Annotated in this window: 21 protein-coding genes; 18 read left to right on the top strand and 3 right to left on the bottom strand. The window is 70.2% G+C overall.

The genetic code is table 11. The features are described 5' to 3' along the window. Positions 1-146: 146 nt before the first annotated feature. Positions 147-2126, top strand: a complete 1980-nt coding sequence (locus tag OG885_RS22835; RefSeq protein WP_405734503.1) for a helix-turn-helix domain-containing protein — start codon at positions 147-149, stop codon at positions 2124-2126. A 61-nt stretch (positions 2127-2187) separates the two neighbouring features. On the opposite strand, the gene OG885_RS22830 is transcribed toward OG885_RS22835, so the two are convergent. Then, positions 2188-3480 carry an IS701 family transposase gene (locus OG885_RS22830; RefSeq protein WP_405734501.1) on the bottom strand — a complete coding sequence of 431 codons (1293 nt, stop codon included), beginning with the start codon at positions 3478-3480 and terminating at the stop codon, positions 2188-2190. A 384-nt stretch (positions 3481-3864) separates the two neighbouring features. Here OG885_RS22830 and OG885_RS22825 point away from each other — a divergent pair, with 384 nt between their 5' ends. The 9 genes from OG885_RS22825 to OG885_RS22785 all read left to right on the top strand — a co-directional run bounded on the left by OG885_RS22825 (position 3865) and on the right by OG885_RS22785 (position 12161). Next, positions 3865-5337 (top strand): AMP-binding protein, encoded by a 1473-nt coding sequence (locus tag OG885_RS22825; protein WP_405734499.1) that lies wholly within the window; start codon positions 3865-3867, stop codon positions 5335-5337. Further along, positions 5334-5678 carry an acyl carrier protein gene (locus OG885_RS22820; RefSeq protein WP_405734497.1) on the top strand — a complete coding sequence of 115 codons (345 nt, stop codon included), beginning with the start codon at positions 5334-5336 and terminating at the stop codon, positions 5676-5678. The genes OG885_RS22825 and OG885_RS22820 overlap by 4 nt, the downstream gene beginning before the upstream one ends. Before the next feature lie 40 nt (positions 5679-5718). Beyond that, positions 5719-6093 (top strand): ectoine synthase, encoded by a 375-nt coding sequence (locus OG885_RS22815; RefSeq protein WP_194078710.1) that lies wholly within the window; start codon positions 5719-5721, stop codon positions 6091-6093. 41 nt (positions 6094-6134) lie between these two features. Next, complete coding sequence (locus OG885_RS22810; RefSeq protein WP_405734495.1) at positions 6135-7268, top strand: acyl-CoA dehydrogenase family protein; 1134 nt, start codon at positions 6135-6137, stop codon at positions 7266-7268. A gap of 14 nt (positions 7269-7282) precedes the next feature. After that, positions 7283-7987 (top strand): transglutaminase family protein, encoded by a 705-nt coding sequence (locus tag OG885_RS22805; RefSeq protein WP_405734493.1) that lies wholly within the window; start codon positions 7283-7285, stop codon positions 7985-7987. Between the two features lie 11 nt (positions 7988-7998). Further along, on the top strand, positions 7999-8967 hold the full coding sequence (locus OG885_RS22800) for a pseudouridine-5'-phosphate glycosidase (RefSeq protein WP_405734491.1): 969 nt from the start codon (positions 7999-8001) through the stop codon (positions 8965-8967). Beyond that, the gene (locus OG885_RS22795) at positions 8964-9662 is read left to right on the top strand and encodes an HAD family hydrolase (protein WP_405734489.1); all 699 of its coding nucleotides are present in this window, start codon (positions 8964-8966) and stop codon (positions 9660-9662) included. Before OG885_RS22800 ends, OG885_RS22795 begins: the two co-directional genes overlap by 4 nt. Before the next feature lie 106 nt (positions 9663-9768). Next, complete coding sequence (locus tag OG885_RS22790) at positions 9769-11361, top strand: MFS transporter (RefSeq protein ID WP_405734487.1); 1593 nt, start codon at positions 9769-9771, stop codon at positions 11359-11361. Further along, a complete protein-coding gene (locus OG885_RS22785; RefSeq protein ID WP_405734485.1) occupies positions 11361-12161 on the top strand; it encodes a hypothetical protein in 801 nt (266 codons plus the stop codon). The genes OG885_RS22790 and OG885_RS22785 overlap by 1 nt, the downstream gene beginning before the upstream one ends. A gap of 99 nt (positions 12162-12260) precedes the next feature. Here the strand turns inward: OG885_RS22785 and OG885_RS22780 are convergent, their stop codons facing one another. Beyond that, positions 12261-12962 (bottom strand): DUF5324 family protein, encoded by a 702-nt coding sequence (locus tag OG885_RS22780; RefSeq protein WP_405734484.1) that lies wholly within the window; start codon positions 12960-12962, stop codon positions 12261-12263. 282 nt (positions 12963-13244) lie between these two features. Between OG885_RS22780 and OG885_RS22775 the strand changes: the two genes are divergently transcribed. After that, positions 13245-13778 carry a peptidylprolyl isomerase gene (locus OG885_RS22775; RefSeq protein ID WP_405734483.1) on the top strand — a complete coding sequence of 178 codons (534 nt, stop codon included), beginning with the start codon at positions 13245-13247 and terminating at the stop codon, positions 13776-13778. 93 nt (positions 13779-13871) lie between these two features. After that, the gene (locus tag OG885_RS22770) at positions 13872-14759 is read left to right on the top strand and encodes a rhomboid family intramembrane serine protease (RefSeq protein WP_405734482.1); all 888 of its coding nucleotides are present in this window, start codon (positions 13872-13874) and stop codon (positions 14757-14759) included. Positions 14760-15013: 254 nt separating this feature from the next. Here the strand turns inward: OG885_RS22770 and crgA are convergent, their stop codons facing one another. Then, positions 15014-15268 carry a cell division protein CrgA gene (crgA, locus tag OG885_RS22765; protein WP_405734480.1) on the bottom strand — a complete coding sequence of 85 codons (255 nt, stop codon included), beginning with the start codon at positions 15266-15268 and terminating at the stop codon, positions 15014-15016. A 141-nt stretch (positions 15269-15409) separates the two neighbouring features. Here crgA and OG885_RS22760 point away from each other — a divergent pair, with 141 nt between their 5' ends. Genes OG885_RS22760 through OG885_RS22735 form a run of 6 tightly spaced genes read left to right on the top strand, consistent with a single transcriptional unit; the run spans position 15410 to position 19533 of the window. After that, positions 15410-16189, top strand: a complete 780-nt coding sequence (locus OG885_RS22760; protein WP_405734478.1) for a DUF881 domain-containing protein — start codon at positions 15410-15412, stop codon at positions 16187-16189. Between the two features lie 19 nt (positions 16190-16208). Further along, positions 16209-16910, top strand: a complete 702-nt coding sequence (locus OG885_RS22755; protein ID WP_399953234.1) for a class E sortase — start codon at positions 16209-16211, stop codon at positions 16908-16910. Between the two features lie 16 nt (positions 16911-16926). Continuing rightward, a complete protein-coding gene (locus tag OG885_RS22750) occupies positions 16927-17124 on the top strand; it encodes a hypothetical protein (RefSeq protein ID WP_165951216.1) in 198 nt (65 codons plus the stop codon). Further along, complete coding sequence (locus OG885_RS22745) at positions 17121-17759, top strand: aminodeoxychorismate/anthranilate synthase component II (protein WP_329337028.1); 639 nt, start codon at positions 17121-17123, stop codon at positions 17757-17759. The genes OG885_RS22750 and OG885_RS22745 overlap by 4 nt, the downstream gene beginning before the upstream one ends. Next, positions 17756-18778 (top strand): class E sortase, encoded by a 1023-nt coding sequence (locus OG885_RS22740; protein WP_405734475.1) that lies wholly within the window; start codon positions 17756-17758, stop codon positions 18776-18778. Before OG885_RS22745 ends, OG885_RS22740 begins: the two co-directional genes overlap by 4 nt. A gap of 14 nt (positions 18779-18792) precedes the next feature. Continuing rightward, positions 18793-19533 (top strand): class E sortase, encoded by a 741-nt coding sequence (locus tag OG885_RS22735; protein ID WP_405734473.1) that lies wholly within the window; start codon positions 18793-18795, stop codon positions 19531-19533. Positions 19534-19548 lie beyond the last annotated feature (15 nt).

Raw genomic sequence — 19548 nt, 5'->3', positions numbered from 1 at the left:
CCGGTCGGGTAGGTGATCACGTCACCGTCGCCGCCGATGACCTGCGCTTTTGATGCGGCCCGGTCAAGAAATGGTTGACCCTCGGTAAAAACCTGAACTAGGTTTTCCGGAACGATCTGGTCCATGCTCTGGGGGAGGGCCGCGGCTTGCAGACCGGTGAGGGCGTGCTGGACGCGTATGTGCTGGCCATGCTCGACCTGCTGGCCGGGGAGGCGCCCGCCGAGCGCTTCGAGGAGCTGCTGCGGCAGGCGGCCGCGGCCGGCGTCGCCGCGGACCAACTGGCCAGGCTGACCGCGGCCAAGGACCGTTCGCTGGAGGTCAGACAGCTCTTCGCGCGGCGTCAGCAGCGCGAGGCCGGACTGTCCGCGCTCGTCGACACCGCGCGCGACCTGACCCACCCGTACAGCCTCGACACCCTGCTGGCCGTGATCACCCGGCGGGCCCGGCTGCTGATGGGCCTGGACATGTCCTGGGTGAGCCTGCACGGCGCCGACGGCGTCTCCCGGGTCCGGGCCGCGGACGGTCATGCCTCCGCGATCACCGTCGGGTTCGAGGTGCCGCTGGCCGGCGGGGTCGGAGCGCACGCACAGAAACGGTCCGCCCCGTTCTGGACCCCGGACTACCTGCACGACGAGAGCTTCGTCCACAACGAGACCATCGACCACGTGGTCCGCTCCGAGGGTCTGCGGGCCATCATGGCCGTCCCGCTGCGCCACGAGCACTCCACGCTCGGCGTGCTGTACGTCGCCGACCGCAACATCCGGCACTTCCTGCCCAACGAGATCTCGCTGATGGCCTCGCTGGCCGACCTCGCGGCCGTCGCCATCGAGCGGACCCGGCTGCTGGAGCGGACCCGGACCGAGGTCGCGGAGCTGACGGGCGACGTCTCGCAGGCCAAGGACTCCTCCGCGACCGTGCGCCGGCTGCACAGCATCCACCGGAGCCTGATCGACCTGGCCCTCGGCGGCAGCGAACTGCCCGCCCTGCTGGAGCGGGCGTCCGCCGAACTCGGCGGCGCGCTGCTCGTGCGCGGCACGGTCGGCAAGGATCTCGCGTGTACAGAAGGCTTCCCGGATTTTTTGTCGGGCCTCGAATCTACCCGCATAGACAACGGCAGGGACGCCCGTGTGGACGGCTCCCCGGTCGACCGTCTGTGCCTGGACGCGCAGGCCGCCGACGGCCCCGTGCGCTGCGACGACGGCACCGGCGGCATGCTCGCCGCCTGCCCGGTCACCGGCGGCACGGAGAGCCTCGGCACCCTGCTGCTGCACGGCACGCGGCCGGCGTCCGAGGCGCAGGAGCAGCTGCTGGGCCTGGTCGCGCAGGCCGTCGCGGTACAGCTGCTGATGCAGCGCAGTTCCGCGGTGGCCGAGGGCCAGGTCAGGGACGAGCTGCTGCACGACCTGCTCCATGTCTCCCAACTGCCGCCCGCCCAGCTCGCGTCCCGGGGCCGCCGCCTCGGGGTCGACCTCGCCGAGCCGCACGTGGTCGTGGTCGTCCGGCCGGAGGGCGGTTCGCAGAGCCGGGCCAACGCCTGGGCCTCGGCGTGCGCGCACCGGCTCTCGGGGCTCAAGTACGTCGACGGCGGCCACATCGTCTTACTGCTGCCCGGCGACGACCCCTCCGGTGCCGCCAAGGCCGTACAGCGGGAACTCTCCGTCGTGCTCGGGCATCCGGTGACCGGGGGCGCGGCCGGGCCCACCATCGCGCCGGACGACGTCAGGCGCGTCCACCAGGAGGCCCGCCGGTGCCTGGACGCCCTCACCGTCCTGGACGGCACGGGCGGCACGGCCTCGCCCAGGGAACTCGGTTTCCTGGGGCTGCTGTTGTCGGAGAAGCAGGACGTCGAGCGGTTCGTCGGGTCGGCGATCGGACCCGTACTCGAGTACGACCAGCAGCAGTCGACCGAGCTGCTGCGGACCCTGGAGTCGTACTTCACCTCCGGCAGCAGCCCCACGCGCGCGGCGGAGCTGCTGCATGTCCACCCGAACACGGTCTCCCGGCGCCTGGAGCGGATCACCGATCTGCTCGGCCCTCACTGGCAGGAGCCCGCACAGGCGCTGGAGGTGCAGCTGGCGCTGCGGCTGCATCGCACACGGCATCTGCTGGGCGGGGGCGGGCCGTAGGGGGGGGTACGGGGGTACGACCGCTTTCACGCGCTGCGTGCCGTAGGGCGTACGACCGCTTTCACGCGCTGCGTGCCGTGATGCCGCCAGAGGTGTCCGGGGCGCAGGCGGCGTGGGCGCCGGAGGTGTCCAGGGTGCGGGCGGCGTAGGCGACGGAGGCCAGGGTGGTGTGGCGGTGCCAGCCCTTGAAGGAGCGGCCGACGAAGTCCCGCAGCCCGACCTGCTCGCCGGTCGTGGCGCAGTCCCGGGCCACGCGGCGGGCCAGCTTGGCGAGTCGCAGCAGTGCCGGGACCGGCAGACGGTCCAGGTCGGTCAGCCAGAACTCCGTCGGCGGCCGGCGCGGGTCCGCCCACTCACCCAGCAGCAGCCCCGGCCGCCCCCCGTCCGGCAGCGTCACCGGGACCCCCACGACCAGCGAACTCCGTACGGTCGCCGGGCCGCCCAGCGGATCGGCCCACTGGACGGGGCGGCGCAGGGCCCGCACCGAGTCGGCGATCCGCTGCGCCGCCAGCAGCCCCGCGCCGAAGCCGGGCAGCGACGGCCCGGCCACGGCCAGCGCGGTGCCGCCGGAGACCCGCACCAGCAGCGGGACGCCGGCCTCCCGGTAGCGCCGCATCGTCGCGCCGAGGTCCGGGCCCGCCGCGCCGAGGACCACGGGCCGGCGCGGCAGCTCCCACTTGAGCGTGGACCTCAGGACCGAGGCCGCGCACTCCTCCAGGCTCTCCTCGCCCGCGCCCTCGGGGATCTCCGCCCGTCGGCGCCGTTCCGCGTCGCGGATCCAGCCGCCGGGCAGATGCAGCCGCCAGTTGACCGGCGCGCTGGTGCGCTCGGTGGCGAACCAGAGGCCGAACGCCTGTTGTCCGCTGTCGGGCCGGCCCGCGCGCGGCACGAACTGCCGGCCGACGCCCACCGAGTGCTCGCCGACCTTGGGAATGGCCATCGGCTGCACCACCCACGCCGACGGGGCGACGGCGTCCTGGAGATGGCGGGCCAGCCGCGCCCGCATCGGTGACCAGTCCCAGGTGGAGGCGGCGATGAGGTGGTGCAGGCTCTGCTCGGCCGCCCCGCCGCCGACCGCGGCGGCGATCCGCCGTACCGACTTGCGACCGTCCGCGGCGAGCAGCCCGCGCACGTACTGCTCGGCCCACCAGCGCTGGTCCTTGCGCCGCAGCACCCGCGGGAACAGCTCGGCGGACAGCTCCGCGACGACGTCCACCGGCTGGTGGAAGTCGGCCCAGCCGAGGTCCGCCCCGGGTCCGTCGAAGCCGGGCCGGCTGAAGCCGGATCCACTGAGGACTGCCTCGCCGAAGACGGCTTCGCTGACGACGGCTTCGCTGAAGACGGCTCTGCTCACGGTGACGCCTGCCTCTCACGCGCTGACCTCTGACGCCTCCCACCCTGCCGAGCGGCCGGGCGCCCGGAGGAGGTGCCGAGGGAACCCCGTCGGCCCGGCGGATGGTGACCGGACCACCACCCCGGGCCGTCGAACGACGGACGTAAGGGATCGGCGCGCACGTCGAGAGGTGGTCCGGCCACCATCCGCCGGACCGACTGCCCCCTCGCCCGAGGGCAACCTGACGGATTCCCGCAGACCTGATGAGGATCGCGGGCCGTGCTTGTGACACCCCCGGCCCGCTCCACACAGTGATGGTCATGATCAGCGCTCGGCAGCGGGTCGCCTCGACAGCGGGCGACCGGATCGCGCCGGGTTCCCTTCCCTACCGTCCGGGGGCCGTTCATGCCGTCACTCCACCTCGCCGACGCCGTCGGCGCCCACCGTGAGAAACGCGCCGACCGCGTGGCCCTGTCCTGCTGCCACCGAAGCGTCACCTACCGCCAACTCGACGCCCTGACCTCCGCGTTCGCCGACCACCTGGACCGGCTGGAGCTCACGCCCGGCGCCACCGTCTGCGTCCCGGCGCACAAGTCACCGGAGACCGTCGCCCTGCTGCTGGCGGTGTTCCGCCGGGGCCTGGTCGCCCTCGTCCCCTCACCCGACCTCGGCGTCGAGGCGCTGGCCCGGCTGAGCCGACAGGCCCGCGCCGCCCACCTGCTCGGCGTGGACGAGCAGGGCACGCTGTCCGCCGAACCGTTGCCGCGCGACGAGACCGAGGCGGCCGGGTTCGCGATCCCCGACCCGGCCCGCACCCGGCTCCTGCTCACCACCTCCGGCTCCACCGGAACCCCGAAGATCGTGCCCGTCCCCGTCGACGGCTTCACCGCCTTCGCCGACTGGGCGACCCACGCCTTCGACCTCACCGCCGACGACGTCGCCCTCTCCTACGCCCCCCTCAACTTCGACCTGGCCCTGCTGGACGTATGGACCTTCCTGCGGCTCGGCGCCGAGGTCGTCCTCGTCGGCAAGGAGCAGGCCGCCGATGCCGGGCGCCTCACGGACCTGGTGAGCGGACGGCACGTCACCTTCGTCCAGGGCGTACCGATGCTGCACCGGCTCCTCGCGCAGGGCCCCTCCCACCCCACCGTCCGGCAGGCCGTGTTCACCGGCGAGGCGATGCCGGCCGACCTGTTGCCGTCGGTGTTCGCGGCGTATCCCGAGGCGCGGTTCCACAACGTGTTCGGCTGCACGGAGACCAACGACTCGTTCGTGTACGAGGTCCCCCGCACCCCGGGCCTGCAGGAGCGGATGCCGATCGGCCGCCCCCTGCCGGGCGTACACGCTCTCGTGCTCACGCCCGACGGAACCCCGCTGGACGGCCCGGGCACCGGCGAACTCGTCGTCTCCACGCCCTTCCAGACCGACGGCTACCTCCGAACCGCCCTGAACGAGCGGGCGTTCACCGAGCTCGCAGGCCACACCTACTACCGCACCGGCGACCTCGTCACCCGCGCCCCGGACGGCCTCGTCCACCTCGAAGGACGCGCCGACTGGCAGGTCAAGGTGCGCGGTATCCGCACCAACCTCCAGGAGGTGGAGGCCGTCATCACCACCCACCCCGACGTGAGCGAGGCCGTCGTCGTCGCCCTGCCCGACGACCAGGCGGGGGCCCGTCTGCACGCCCGGGTGACCCGGCACCCCGCCGCCGCGCTGACCGGCCTCGGCCTGCGCAGCCACGTGGGCGCCCGGCTGCCCCGGCACGCCATCCCCTCCTCCGTCCACATCACCGACCAGCCGCTGCCCCGCACCAGCACGGGCAAGCCGGACCGCAACCGGATCAGAGACGACCGTATGAAGGAGACCGCGACCGCATGACGACCGCCCAGACCCCCCACGACACGGGCGCCCAGCCCCCGCACGCCCCCCACATCCTGGCCGACGAGGCCCCGCACGCCCCCCACATCCTGGCCGACGAGCTGCGCGCCCACATCGCCGCCGAGTACCTGGCCGGCGAGGACGCCTCCGACCTCACCGACGACTTCGACCTCATCGCCGCCGGGGTCATCGACAGCCTCGGCCTGGTCCGGCTGGTGTCCCACATCGTGACCGCCTATCAGGTGCCGGTGGACGACCTGGACATCAGGCCCGAGCACTTCCGCAGCATCGCCGCGATCACCGAGCTGATCGTCCGTCACGCCGCACCCACCGCGGCCTGACCCCGCACCACCCCCCACCGAGAATCCGAGGAGAATCCCTGTGTTCACGCGCACCGTTGACGAAGTCGCCCCCGTCGAGTGGGGCAACGGCACCAGCCACCGGCTCCTCGTCGAGGCCGACCGGATGGGCTTCGCCTTCGCCGTGACCCTGGTCCGCCAGGGCACCACCAGCGCGCTGCAGTACCGCAACCACCTGGAGGCCTGCTACTGCGTCGCGGGCTCCGGCGAGGTCGTCGAGAAGGACGGCACCCGGCACAAGATCATGCCGGGCACGATCTACGTCCTCAACGAGCACGACCCGCACTACCTCATAGCCTCCGACTACGAGGACCTGCACCTGGTCTCGGTCTTCAACCCGCCGATCGTCGGCGACGAACGGCACACCCTGTCCGAGGACGGCTTCTCCCAGTACTGACGGCCCGCGTACTGACGGTTCGACTGTTCAAGGAGCAGCCCATGTCCGATCAACCGCCCCCCACCGACCTCCTCCATCTGATGGCCCCCTGGGCCGACCGCCTCAACGCCGATCTCGAAGGACTCGACAGCAGGGCCGAGTTTCCCCGGGACAAGTGGTCGGCCGTCCAGGACTCCGGCCTCCTGCGCACCCCCTTCGCCCCCGCGTACGGCGGCCACGGCCGGTCCCTGACCGACACCATGCGGGCCCTGGAAGGACTGGGCCGCGTCTCGCACGACTCCGGACTGTCCTTCTCCGCCTCCACCCAGATCGTGTCCGTGGGCACACCCCTCCAGCGGTTCGGCGACGACGACCTGAAGGAGCGCTACCTCCCGAAGATCGTCTCCGGCGATCTGATCACCGCTCACGCCATCACCGAGGAGTCCGGCGGCTCCGACGCGATGAACATCTCCACCACCGCCGTCCGCGACGGCGACCACTACGTCGTCAGCGGCGCGAAGATGTTCATCACCAACGCCCCCGTCGCCGACGTCTTCCTTCTCTACGTCCGCACCGGCGCCCCCGGCCCGTTCGGGCTGACCTGTCTCCTCGTCGAGGCCGGGACGCCCGGCCTGGTCGTCGGGCCGGCCATGGACAAGATCGGGCTGCGCACCAGCCCGATCGGCACCCTCGCCTTCGAGGAACTTCGGGTGCCGGCCGCCCAGCGGGTCGGCGGGGAGGGCGCCGGGTTCCTCGTCCTCGACCACGTCATGAAGCGCGAGGTGCTCTTCGCCTTCTCCATCACGCTCGGCGAGATGACCCGACGGCTGGAGGAGACGGTCCGATTCGCCAAGGACCGCACGCAGTTCGGCCAACCCATCGGGAAGTACCAGGCCATCTCCCACAAGATCGCCACCATGAAGATCCGGACCGAGACCGCACGCAAATGGCTGCGGGACACCGGCGCGAAGGTCGAGGCGAGCAAGGACGCCGCGCTGGACCTCGCCGCCACCAAGACCGTCGTATCGGAGGCGAACGTGCAGAACGCCCTCGACGCGGTCCGCATCCACGGCGGCCGCGGGGTCCTCACCGCCCACGGCGTCGAACGCGGACTGCGTGACTCCGTCGCCGGGACCATCTACTCCGGCACCAGTGAGATCCAGCGCACCCGGATCGCCAGCCTTCTCGGCCTCTGACCAGGGAACCAGTCATGACCACCACTGACGTGACCAGCAGCCTTACCGCGCCCACCGAGTTCCTGGACTACGAGTCCGACGCCGTCCAGACCTTCATCGACGCCGTCATCGACGACCGCTCGGCCGACCGCCGCGAGAACGCCGTGAAGCTGTACTATGCGGTCCGCGACACCGTCCACTACGAGGTCTACGGTGCCGACCTGTCCCGCGAGGGCCTCAAGGCCTCCAGCACCGCCACCGCCAGGTCCGGCTTCTGCCTGCACAAGTCGGCCCTGTTCGCCGCCGCCGTACGCGCCCTCGGCATCCCCTCGAAACTGGTGTACGGCGACGTCCGCAACCACCTCGCCTCGCCCCGTCTCATCGAGCACATCGGCGGCGACATCTTCTTCCACGGCCTCACCCAGATCCACCTCGACGGCCGCTGGGTGAAGGCCACCCCCGTCTTCAACAAGGTGCTCTGCAAGCTGTACGGCATGCAGCCCCTGGAGTTCGACGGGCGCACCGACAGCCTCTACCACCCGCACGGCAGCGGCGCCGCCATGGAGTTCCTCAAGGACCACGGCTCCTTCGACGACCTGCCCTACGAGTTCGTACTCGCCTCCATGCGCGGCGCGCACCCCCGCTTCCTGGATGGCACCGGCACCGGCACGGTCTCCGGCGGCTCGCTCGCCCTCGAAGCCGACGTACACGCCGCCTCGTCGTCCGCCCCGAACAGCTGAGGAGCCCCCACATGACCGTCTCCGCCACCGCCCTCGCCGCCGACCCCACCCTCCTCGACATCGACGAGGAGGTCCGCGAGGCCCTGCACGAGGGCCGCCCGGTCGTCGCCCTGGAGTCCTCGGCCATCCCACACGGCCTGCCCTACCCCGCCAACCTCGACCTGGCCCTCGACATCGACGCCGCCGTCCGCGCCGAGGGCGCCGTGCCCGCCCGGGTCGCCCTGCTCGACGGCCGGATACGCGTCGGCATGACCAAGGACCAGCTCGAACTCTTCGCCGCCGACCCGGCCGTACCCAAGGTCAGCACCCGGGACATGGGCATCACCCTGGCCCGCGGCGGCTCCGGCGCCACCACCGTCTCCTCCTCCCTGGTCGCCGCGGAACTGGCCGGCATCCGGGTGTTCGCCGTGGCCGGCATCGGCGGGGTGCACCGCGACGCCCCCGACACCTTCGACATCTCCGCCGACCTCGTGCAGTTCACCCGCAGCAAGGTGGCCGTGGTCTGCGCGGGCGCCAAGTCGATGCTGCACCCGGCGTGGACCCTGGAGTGGCTGGAGACGGCCGGTATCCCGGTCCTCGGCTACCGCTGCGACGACTTCCCCGCCTATCTCAGCGTCAGCAGCGGCATCCCCAACCCGCACCGCCTCGACGACCTGCGCGAGATCGCCGCCGTCGTCCTCGCCCACTGGCGGGCCGGCAACGCCACCTCGCCCCTGATCACCCACCCGATCCACGAGGCGGACGGCATCCCCTCCGCCGACATCGAGGCCGCCCTCGCCGACGCCACCGCCGAGGCCAGGGCGGCGGGCGTCAGCGGCCCCGCCATCACCCCCTACCTCCTCAAGGCGATCTCCAAGGCGACCGCGGGCCGCACCTCCGCCGCCAACCGCGCCGTCCTGCTGTCCACCGCGAGCCTCGCCGGGCAGTTCGCGGGCCAGTTCGCCCTCGAACTGGCCGCTCAGGCGAAGGCGGACGCATGACCCCCCACGAGACCCCCGACGCCGTCCTCTTCGACCTCGACGGCACCCTCCTGGACACCCCCGGCGCCATCGCCGGCGTCCTCGCCCGGGTGCTGGAGCTGACCGGCCGACCCGACGTCCCCGCGGACCGGATCCGCGCCACCGTCGGCAAACCGCTCGGCGCCGTCTTCGCCGAACTCACCGGGCTCCCCGAGGAGCACCCCGACGTGACCGCGGCGGTCGCCCTGTTCCGGGAACTGTTCCGCGAGGAGGTCGTCCCCAAGGCCGCCGACCTGGTCTTCCCCGGCGTACCCGAACTCCTGGGGCGGCTAAGGGCCGAGGGCCGCAGGATCGCGATCTGCACCAGCAAGATCCGGGCCAGCGCGCTCGAACTCCTCGAACCCGCGGGCCTCCTCGACGCGTTCGACGCCGTCGTCTGCCACGGCATGGCCCCACGTGGCAAACCCCACCCCGACCTGGCCCTCCTCGCGGCCCGCTCCGTCGCCGTCGCACCCGGCCGAAGCGTGGTCGTCGGTGACGCCGTCGACGACATGCGGATGGCCGCCGCGGCCGGCATCCCCGCGATCGGCGTCACCTACGGCGTCGCCACGCGCACGCAACTGACGGAGGCGGGCGCCGGGCCGGTGGCCGACACGGTCGAGGAACTGGCCCAGGCACTCGCCCCCGCACGAGCTCACCACGCCCCCCACCTCTGACGCCACGACGAACGATGTCGTCGGCATAACACCTGACGGCACGACAGACGGCGCCGCCGACAGCGCACCTGACGGCACGACTACAGAACCAGGCGGTCACCCCACCATGCCCCTACCCACCACACCCCCCACGCCGGCGGCGTCCCGTGGACTCCTCGGCGGGCTCATCACCCTCTCCGCGGCCCAGTTCCTCATCGCGCTCGACTTCTCCGTCATCTTCGTCGCCCTGCCGGACATCAGCGCCGACCTGGACCTGTCCGGCACCGCCAAGCAGTGGGTCGTCAGCGCCTACTCCGTCTTCTTCGCCGGCTTCCTGATCGTCGGCGGCCGACTCGGCGACCGGCTCGGCGCGCGCAAGCTGTTCATGGCCGCGCTGGTCCTCTTCGGCGTCGCCTCACTGCTGGGCGGCCTCGCCGCCAACGCCGCACTGCTGCTGATCACCCGCGCCCTCCAGGGCATCGCCGCGGCCTGCCTCCAGCCCTCGATCCTCGCCCTGGTCAACACCACGTTCCCGGCCGGCAAGGAACGCACCCGGGCACTCGCCGTCTGGGGCACGGTCGGCGCCAGCGGCCTCGCCGCCGGCGTCGTCATCGGCGGCCTGCTGACCAGCCTCTCCTGGCGCTGGACGTTCTTCGTGAACCTGCCCTTCGCCGTACTGTGCGTGCTCGCCGCCCCCAAGTTCCTGCCGGGCAGGTCCGAGCACGGCCGCACCACCACACTCAACGTCCTCAACGCCGTGCTGTGCACCGCCACGGTCCTGGTCTCCGTCTTCGGCCTCACCCTCGCCGCCGACGCCGGCTGGACCGACCCGCTGACCCTGGGCAGCTTCCTCGCCGGAGCCCTCCTGCTTGCGCTGTTCGCCGGACGCGAGCGCGTCAGCACCCAACCCCTCGTCGACCCCGTACTGCGACGCACCCGCAGCCTCGTCATGGGCATGTGCTCCTCCGCGCTCTACATGGCGAGCGTCGCGGGCGTCGAGTTCTACCTGGTCACCCTGCTCCTCCAGGACGGCCGCGACTACGCCCCGCTCGCCGCGGGCATCGCCTTCCTGCCGCTCGCCGCATGCATCACCTTCGGCAACATGATCGCCGGAAAGATCGTCGGTCCCCTCGGCGTCCGCCGCTCCCTGGCCCTCGCGTTCACCGTCGGCGCCCTCGGCCTCGCCCTGCTGGGCGTCTCCGCCACCCACCACAGCTACCTCGCCGCGCTCCTGCCCGGCCTGGTGATCAGCGGCCTCGGCCACGGCATGATCTACACCTCGATGTTCGTCGGCGGAACCCGTGATGTGGACGACCGCAACCAGGGCGTCGCCGGTGCCCTGATGACCACCACCCAGTACGCGGGCGGCGCCTTCGGCGTCGCGGCCCTGGTCCTCGTCCTCGGCACCGACCCCGGTGACGGCGCCTTCCGTACGGCGTTCCTGTTGGCTGGCGGCGTCGCCCTGGCCGGCGCGGTGATCGCGTGGATCGGCTTCGCGGCGACGACCCAAGCAGACACGGAGGCTGCGGGAACCGGCACGGCGGCTGCGGGAGCCGGCACGGAGGCTGCGGGAGCCGGCACGGCGGCTGCGGGAGTCGACCCGGAGACTGCGGGAGCCGGCACGGAGACCGCGGGAGTCGACCCGGAGACTGCGGGAGTCGACCCGGAAGCCGCACAAGCCCTCCCGACCGCCACCCCCGCCCCGGCAGGTGACCTCTGATGGCCACCGCCGCCCGCCTCGGCATCCTCGTCATCCACAACGACCCCGTGCCCGAGACCGAGATCTGGCGCATGGCCCCCGACGACGTCTCGATCCACACCGCCCGCTTCGAATGCCCACGCCCCGCCGACACCGAATACGTCGGCAGCCCCGCCGGGGCCCTCGCCCACGCCCCCGACGTCGTCCGGGGTCTGGACCAGCTGGGCCGACTGGGCGCGCACAGCATCGCGCTCTGCTTCGGATCGAGCAGCTTCTTCGGCGGACCCGCCTTCGACACCGAGTTCATCGAGACGGCCGGCGCCCACTCCCACGGCGTCCGCGTCTACACAGCGGCCACAGCCATCACCGCCGCCCTCCAGGCGTCCGGCATACGCCGCCCCCTGCTCGTCATGCCGCCCTGGTTCACCGAACCCACCTTCCGGGCCACCGAGGCGTACCTCGGCGAGGTCGGCATCGAAGAGACCCGTCTCGTCCAGTTCCAGCTGGGCCCGGAGTGGGACGGCACAGCCCGCTACAACGCCTTCGATGAGGGCGCCCACTGGACGATCGACCCCACCGAGGTCCATCAGCAGGTCGTCAAGGCATTCCACGACCCCGACACCCCCCGCCCCGACAGCGTCCTGGTACCGGGCAGCGGCTTCCCCTCCCGGGGCGCCGTCGTCCCCCTGGAACAGGAACTCGGCGTCCCGGTCATCACCTCGAACCAGGCGGTCCTCTGGTACGGACTCCAGCTGACCGCACCCGAGAGCGCCCCGCACCCGGGATCTGCCGGGAGCCTCTTCGGCCGACGTTTCACGTGAAACATCGCTGTGGGGCGGGAGGCCCGGTTCAGGCCTCCCGCCCCACAGCAATTCAAAGCGCCGGACTTCGCCGACCACTCACATCGCCGGACGTCAACGTCACCGCTGCTCGTCGCGATGCGCGGCCTCCTCCTCGGCCTGCTTGGCCTGCACCTCAGGGTCGAGCACGGACTGACCGCTGCCGTCCACCGACGTCAGCCCGTTGGACTCGGGCACCTCGGTCGCGGCCGGCGGCTCCACCAGCCAGTCCGGGTTGGCCTGCTTGTCCCACCACTTCCAGGCCGCGAAGGCACCGCCCACGATCAGCCCGGTCACCGCCAACGCCTTCGCAAGACGGCCGGCCCTCGCCCGCCGCGCATGCTTACGCGTCAGCTTCTCGATCTCCTTCGGCGATACCTGCCCTCGCAGTGCGGCCAGCGCGGCCACACTGCGGGAAGCGGCCTCGTCCCTCACCGGACCGGCCGCGGCCACGGCCTGCTCGATCCTCGGACGTGAGTAGTCGGCGGCCTGCCGGGCCGCCTTCCGGGTGCGCTCAGCAGCCTCATGGGCAGCCTGGTCGACCTTCGGCGGAACATGCGTACGGGCCTGCTCCAGCCGCGGCGCGAGATGCGCGTCGTACTGAACACGGGCCTGCTCGGCCGCCTGCGACACCCTCGGCGCGAGCCGTACGCGCGCCTCCTGTGCGTAGTGCGCGGCCCTGTCCTTGGCTGTGTCGGCGTAGGGCGCCACCACTTCCGCGGCGTGCAGCACGCTGTCCTTCGCCGAGCCGGTCGCGGCGCGCACGCTGTCGATGCGGGTCACGGGAATCCTCCTCCTCGGTGGCGTACGGTAATTCGACTTTCCACCCTTTTACGGATCATGCATGCCAACTGACGGACAGGCATGTGAGGGCGGGCATACGGGGCAACGGGAGCTTGCCGTCGACAATGCCACGGATCGCCGAGGAGCGCGCCCGGCCCGAGATGACTCGTCCCATTTTCCGCCCACGACCCCTGAACGGGACCTCCACCGAGCCGACGGGCGCCGAACAGCCCGGACCGTGCGAGGATCGGGAGGTCACACGAGGACAACGGAAGGCAGACCGTGGCCGAGCAGCTCTACGCCACCCTGAAGACCAACCAAGGCGACATCGAAATCCGGCTGCTGCCGAACCACGCCCCCAAAACGGTCCGCAACTTCGTCGAACTCGCCCAGGGCGAGCGGGAGTGGACCCACCCCGCCACCGGCGAGAAGTCCTCCAACAGGCTCTACGACGGCACGGTCTTCCACCGGGTGATCAGCGGTTTCATGATCCAGGGCGGTGACCCGCTGGGCAACGGCACCGGCGGCCCCGGCTACCAGTTCGAGGACGAGTTCCACCCCGACCTCTCCTTCAACAAGCCCTACCTCCTGGCCATGGCCAACGCCGGCCCCGGCACCAACGGCTCACAGTTCTTCGTCACCGTCGGCACCACGACCTGGCTCAACCGCAAACACACCATCTTCGGCGAGGTCACCGACCCCGCCAGCCAGAAGGTCGTCGACGCCATCGCGGACACCCAGACCAACCCGCGCACCGACCGCCCCGTGAACGACGTCGTCATCCAGTCGGTCGTCGTGGAGACCCGCCAGAGCTGACACCGGGAACCAAACGCCCCGTCCATCCGTAAGGAGGGACGGGGCGGTTTCATTGCATACGACCTCGCATACGACGACGTAGGGGACGACCTCATGGACCAGGCGCCAGGCAGCCCACAGCAGGAACAGGACCTGCCCGGCTGCTACCGCCACCCCGACCGCGAGACCGGCATCCGCTGCACCCGCTGCGAACGCCCCATCTGCCCCGAATGCATGGTCAGCGCCTCCGTCGGCTTCCAATGCCCCGACTGCGTCCGCGGCGGCTCCGGCACCGGCCACGCCCCCGACGCGGCAACACCCCGCACACTCGCCGGCGGCACGATCACCACCGACCCACGGCTCGTCACCAAGATCCTCATCGGCCTGTGCATCGCCGCGTACTTCGTCCAGCTCTCCGTCGGAGACCGCTTCACCGACAGCTTCGACCTCATCGGACGCGCCTACGTCCCCGTCCTCGGCGACGTCGAAGGCGTGGCCGAAGGCCAGTGGTACCGGCTGCTGACCCCGATGTTCCTCCACGGCAGCTACATCCACATCATCTTCAACATGCTCAGCCTGTGGTGGATCGGCGGCCCCCTGGAAGCAGCGCTCGGCCGCGCCCGCTACCTCGCGCTCTACTTCCTCTCCGGCCTCGCCGGCAGCGCCCTCACCTACCTGCTCGCCGCCCCCAACCAGCCCTCGCTCGGCGCGTCCGGCGCGATCTTCGGCCTCTTCGGCGCCACGGCCGTCCTCATGCGCCGACTCCAGTACGACATGCGACCCGTCATCGCCCTCCTGGTGATCAACCTGATCTTCACCTTCGGCTGGTCGAACATCTCCTGGCAGGCCCACATCGGCGGCCTCGTGGGCGGCGTCGTCATCGGCTACGCCATGGTCCACGCCCCGCGCGAGCGCCGCGCCCTCGTCCAGTACGGCACCTGCGCGCTGGTCCTCGTCGCGGTGGTCGTCATGACGCTGGTGCGCACCACGCAGCTCACCTGAGCGCGAACAGCCCGGTTGTCCACAGCGGGTTGCGAATCTTGTGCACAGTGTGCGCGAACAACTGTGCCCCCTGTCGCTGACCCGTGTTTCCGCAGGTCAGGCAGGGGGCGAACAGGTATACGGGGGCCGGTGTGGCAGTCGTACCGGCGTCAACCCTCTGTGAGTTATCCACAGATCGTCGTTCTTTTGTCCCCAGGTAGCCTGTGGATATTTTTTCGATCTGTGGATAACTCAGTGAACAGCCCTGGGTAGAGCTACTTCCACTGCGTGGAGACGCCGAATCCGGCGGCGATGAAGCCGAAGCCCACCACGATGTTCCAGTTGTCCAACGCGTCGAGGGGCAGCGAGCCGTCCGTCACATAGAAGACGACGATCCAGGCCAGCCCGATGACGAACAGGGCCAGCATGACGGGCGCGACCCAGGCGCGGCTGTTCAGCTTGATGCTGGTCGCCTGCTTCGCCGGCGGCGGCGTGTAATCGGCCTTCTTGCGGATACGTGACTTCGGCACGAGGGTCTCTCCTGTCGATGCGCTGCGTGGCCGCGCAGGTAGCTGGGTCGGGCTCGGGGCAGCGTACAAGGGGACACTTAGTGCTCCCCCGGGCGTCCGTTAGCGTAGTGCTTCCGCGGCGCCGAAGGAGATAAGGGTACGTTGAGCAATTCTGCCAACCCCCAGGGGATGGAATCCACCCCTGTCCGCGGCCGACGTTTCCGGCCCGTCCGGCTGCTCACGGTGGCCGTCTTCGCGCTCGCCGGCCTCATTTTCTTCACGAGCTTCAATACGGCCAAGGGCACCAATATCCGCACGGATGCCTCGCTGCTGAAGCTTTCCGACCTGATCCTGGAGCGTAGCCACAAGAACGGACAGCTCGACGAGTCCAACGGTGCCCTGCGGGACGACGTGGAGGCGCTGGCCGAGCGGGACGACGGCTCCACGCGGGCCGAGGACGAGAAGCTGACGGCGCTGGAGAAGAAGGCGGGCACCCAGAAGCTGAAGGGCGAGGCGGTCAGCGTCACGCTCAACGACGCCCCGCCGGACGCGACGGCCAAGCTCCCCGGCTATCCGGAGCCGCAGCCCGACTACCTGGTGATCCACCAGCAGGATCTCCAGGCCGTGGTGAACGCGCTGTGGCAGGGCGGCGCCCAGGGCATCAAGGTCATGGACCAGCGGCTGATCTCCACCAGCGCCGTGCGCTGTGTGGGCAACACGCTCATCCTCCAGGGCCGGGTCTACTCACCGCCGTACAAGATCACGGCGGTCGGGGACCCGGAGAAGCTGAGGCAGTCGCTGGCCGCCAGCAAGGCGATCCAGAACTACATGGTCTACGTCAACGTCTACGGCCTCGGATGGAAAGTCGAGGACGACGGCACGGTGACTCTGCCCGGCTACTCGGGCACAGTGGATCTGCAGTACGCCAAGCCTGTGGAGTAGGTCTCTCCGGGAGCCGCCGGTGCGTGTACGTCTCGTCATCAGGACCCTCAGCGAACTCTGCATCACCGTCGGCGCGGTCATAGTCCTCTTCGTCGTCTACGTGCTCTTCTGGACCGGCGTGAAGGCCGACGACGTCATGGGTGAGCAGATCGACCAGCTCCAGGAGCAGTGGTCGAAGGGGAGCGTCGAGCAGCCGAAGGGCACGGGCGGTTCCCCGTCGTCGGCGAGTCCGCCCGCCCCGGCGCCGTACAAGAACGGCAAGGCCTTCGCGATCATGTACATCCCGCGTCTTGGTTTCACGTGGAACAAGCCGGTGCTGGAGGGCACCGGCGTCGGCACGCTGAAGAAGGGCCTCGGTCACTACGCGCGCACGGCGCAGCTGGGTGGGGAGGGCAACTTCTCGGTGGCGGGGCATCGGCGGACGTACGGCGACCCGTTCAAGGACTTTCCGAAGCTGCGGCGCGGGGACGCGGTGGTGCTGACGGACGGGACGACCTGGTTCACGTATCGGATCGACAAAGGGCCCTACAAAACCGTTCCCACGGACGTTGAGGTGATCGATCCTGTGCCACGTAAGTCGGGGTACAAGAGGTCGGGCCGCTATCTCACCCTGACCACGTGCGATCCGGAGTGGGGTCACAGCCACCGCCTGATCGTGTGGGCACATCTGGACTCCACACAGCCTGTGGAGGCAGGGAAACCAGCGGCCCTGCGCCGTTAGTCTGGTGCGGTACGGCGTGAGTCTGGTGCCGTGGTGCGACGGAAGGGACGGCATGTACGGCTGGATCTGGCGGCATCTGCCGGGGAACGCGTGGGTGAAGGCGCTGCTCTCACTCGTGCTGGCGCTTGCTGTGGTCTATGTCCTCTTCCAGTACGTCTTCCCGTGGGCGGAGCCGCTGCTGCCCTTCAACGATGTGACGGTGGACAACCAGTGAGTGCGCGGATTCTCGTCGTCGACAACTACGACAGCTTCGTTTTCAACCTGGTGCAGTACCTGTACCAGCTGGGCGCCGAGTGCGAGGTGCTGCGCAACGACGAGGTGTCGACGGCGCATGCCCAGGACGGCTTCGACGGTGTCCTGCTCTCGCCGGGTCCGGGCACGCCGGAGGAGGCGGGCGTCTGCATCGAGATGGTCCGCCACTGTGCGGCGACCGGGGTGCCGGTGTTCGGTGTCTGCCTGGGCATGCAGTCGATGCAGGTGGCGTACGGCGGGGTCGTGGACCGGGCGCCTGAGCTGCTGCACGGCAAGACGTCGCTGGTGGAGCACGAGGGCAAGGGTGTGTTCGCGGGCCTGCCGACCCCGTTCACGGCCACCCGCTATCACTCGCTGGCGGCGGAGCCGGAGACGGTCCCGGCCGAGCTGGAGGTCACGGCCCGGACGCACGACGGCATCATCATGGGCCTCCGCCACCGCGAACTGCCCGTCGAGGGCGTCCAGTTCCATCCCGAGTCGGTGCTCACCGAGCACGGTCACCAGATGCTGGCCAACTGGCTGGTGGAGTGCGGCGACCAGGGTGCGGTGGCGCGATCTGCGGGGCTGGCCCCGGTGGTGGGCAGGGCCACGGCGTGACCGCGCTGCGCCCCGAGCGCGAGTCGGAGGCCTCGTACGGGGAGCAGCAGCCGTACGAGTCCTACGAGCCTTATGTGCCGCCCGTCGACGAAGAGACGGTGGCACTCAGGCTCTCCGACCTGCCGGAGCGAATAGATGAGCCTACGTCGCCCTCTGGCGTCTCATCTGCATCAGCAGCATCCGGAACCACTCCGGGCGGCCGTGCGGCCCGGAGAAAGGCCGCCAAGCGGCGTGGCGGGCGTCACGGGGGCAGACCGGCGGAGCCGGCCGTCTCGGAGGAAGGGCCGGAGGAGTCCTCCTCCCCGCTTTCCCGGGTCGAGGCCCGCCGTAGGGCGAAGGCCCGCAAGCCCAGTCCCGGGGTGCTCGCGAGCCGGGCGATCGGTGAGGTGTTCATCACCACCGGCGTGCTGATGCTGCTGTTCGTCACGTACCAGTTGTGGTGGACGAACGTCCGGGCGCATGCGCAGGCCGGCAAGGAGGCGAGCAACCTCCAGGAGGAGTGGGAGAGCGGGAAGCGGGCGCCGGGGGAGTTCGAGCCCGGGCAGGGTTTCGCCCTCCTCCACATCCCGAAGCTGGACGTGGTCGTGCCGATAGCCGAGGGCGTCAGCAACAAGAAGGTGCTCGACCGGGGCATGGTGGGTCACTACTCCGAGGGCGCGTTGAAGACGGCGATGCCGAGCGCGAAGAGCGGCAACTTCGGGCTGGCGGGCCATCGCAACACGCATGGCGAGCCGTTCCGTTACATCAACCGTCTGAGCAAGGGCGACGAGATCGTCGTCGAGACTCAGGACGACTACTTCGTGTACAAGATGACGTCGTCACTTCCGGTGACGTCGCCGAGCAACACGAGTGTGCTGAACCCGGTGCCGCCGAACTCGGGTTTCACGGAGCCGGGTCGCTACATCACGCTCACCACCTGCACGCCGGAGTTCACCAGCAAGTACCGGTTGATCGTCTGGGGCAAGATGGTCGAGGAACGGCCGCGCAGCAAGGGCAAGCCGGATGCGCTCGTCAATTAAGGGCAGATGACCAAGTGGCAGCCACCACCGACCACCAGGAGCACACCGACACGCCCCCTTCCGCTGCGCGTCGGCGCCGCGGTATGGGCCGGATCGCGATGGCGATCAGTGTCTTCGGTGAACTCCTCATCACCGCGGGCCTGGTGTTGGGCCTCTTCGTCGTGTACTCGCTCTGGTGGACGAACGTCATCGCGGATCGCGCGGCCGACAAACAGGCCGACAAGGTCCGCGACAACTGGGCCCAGAACACGGGGCCGGGAGCCCTGGACACCGGCGCCGGCATCGGCTTCCTGCACGTCCCGGCGATGAAGAACGGCGAGGTCCTGGTCGAGAAGGGCACATCGACGAAGATCCTCAACGACGGTGTGGCGGGCTACTACACGGACCCGGTGAAGGCCACGCTCCCGTCGTCGGACAAGGACGGCAACTTCTCGCTGGCCGCCCACCGCGACGGCCACGGCGCCAAGTTCCACAACATCGACAAGATCGAGAAGGGCGACCCGATCGTCTTCGAGACGAAGGACAAGTGGTACGTCTACAAGGCGTACGCGATCCTCCCGGAGACGTCGAAGTACAACGTCAAGGTCCTGGGCGCCATCCCGAAGGAGTCCGGCAAGAAGAAGGCCGGCAAGTACATCACCCTGACGACCTGCACGCCGGTGTACACGTCGCGGTACCGGTATGTGGTGTGGGGGGAGTTGGTGCGGGTGGAGAAGGTGGATGGGGAGCGGACGTTGCCGAAGGAGCTGCGCTGACTGAGCTCCTTGAAG

This window comes from Streptomyces sp. NBC_00028, from assembly GCF_045041065.1.
Lineage (GTDB): Bacteria > Actinomycetota > Actinomycetes > Streptomycetales > Streptomycetaceae > Streptomyces.
This window is presented reverse-complemented; position numbering and strand designations above follow the sequence as displayed.

Bases quoted from the DNA above. Each gene is read 5' to 3' on its own strand.
- OG885_RS22795 (WP_405734489.1), top strand. From the start codon at position 8,964: ATGACCCCCCACGAGACCCCCGACGCCGTCCTCTTCGACCTCGACGGC.
- OG885_RS22785 (WP_405734485.1), top strand. From the start codon at position 11,361: ATGGCCACCGCCGCCCGCCTCGGCATCCTCGTCATCCACAACGACCCC.
- OG885_RS22820 (WP_405734497.1), top strand. From the start codon at position 5,334: ATGACGACCGCCCAGACCCCCCACGACACGGGCGCCCAGCCCCCGCAC.
- OG885_RS22800 (WP_405734491.1), top strand. From the start codon at position 7,999: ATGACCGTCTCCGCCACCGCCCTCGCCGCCGACCCCACCCTCCTCGAC.
- OG885_RS22805 (WP_405734493.1), top strand. From the start codon at position 7,283: ATGACCACCACTGACGTGACCAGCAGCCTTACCGCGCCCACCGAGTTC.
- OG885_RS22825 (WP_405734499.1), top strand. From the start codon at position 3,865: ATGCCGTCACTCCACCTCGCCGACGCCGTCGGCGCCCACCGTGAGAAA.
- OG885_RS22810 (WP_405734495.1), top strand. From the start codon at position 6,135: ATGTCCGATCAACCGCCCCCCACCGACCTCCTCCATCTGATGGCCCCC.
- OG885_RS22770 (WP_405734482.1), top strand. From the start codon at position 13,872: ATGGACCAGGCGCCAGGCAGCCCACAGCAGGAACAGGACCTGCCCGGC.
- OG885_RS22790 (WP_405734487.1), top strand. From the start codon at position 9,769: ATGCCCCTACCCACCACACCCCCCACGCCGGCGGCGTCCCGTGGACTC.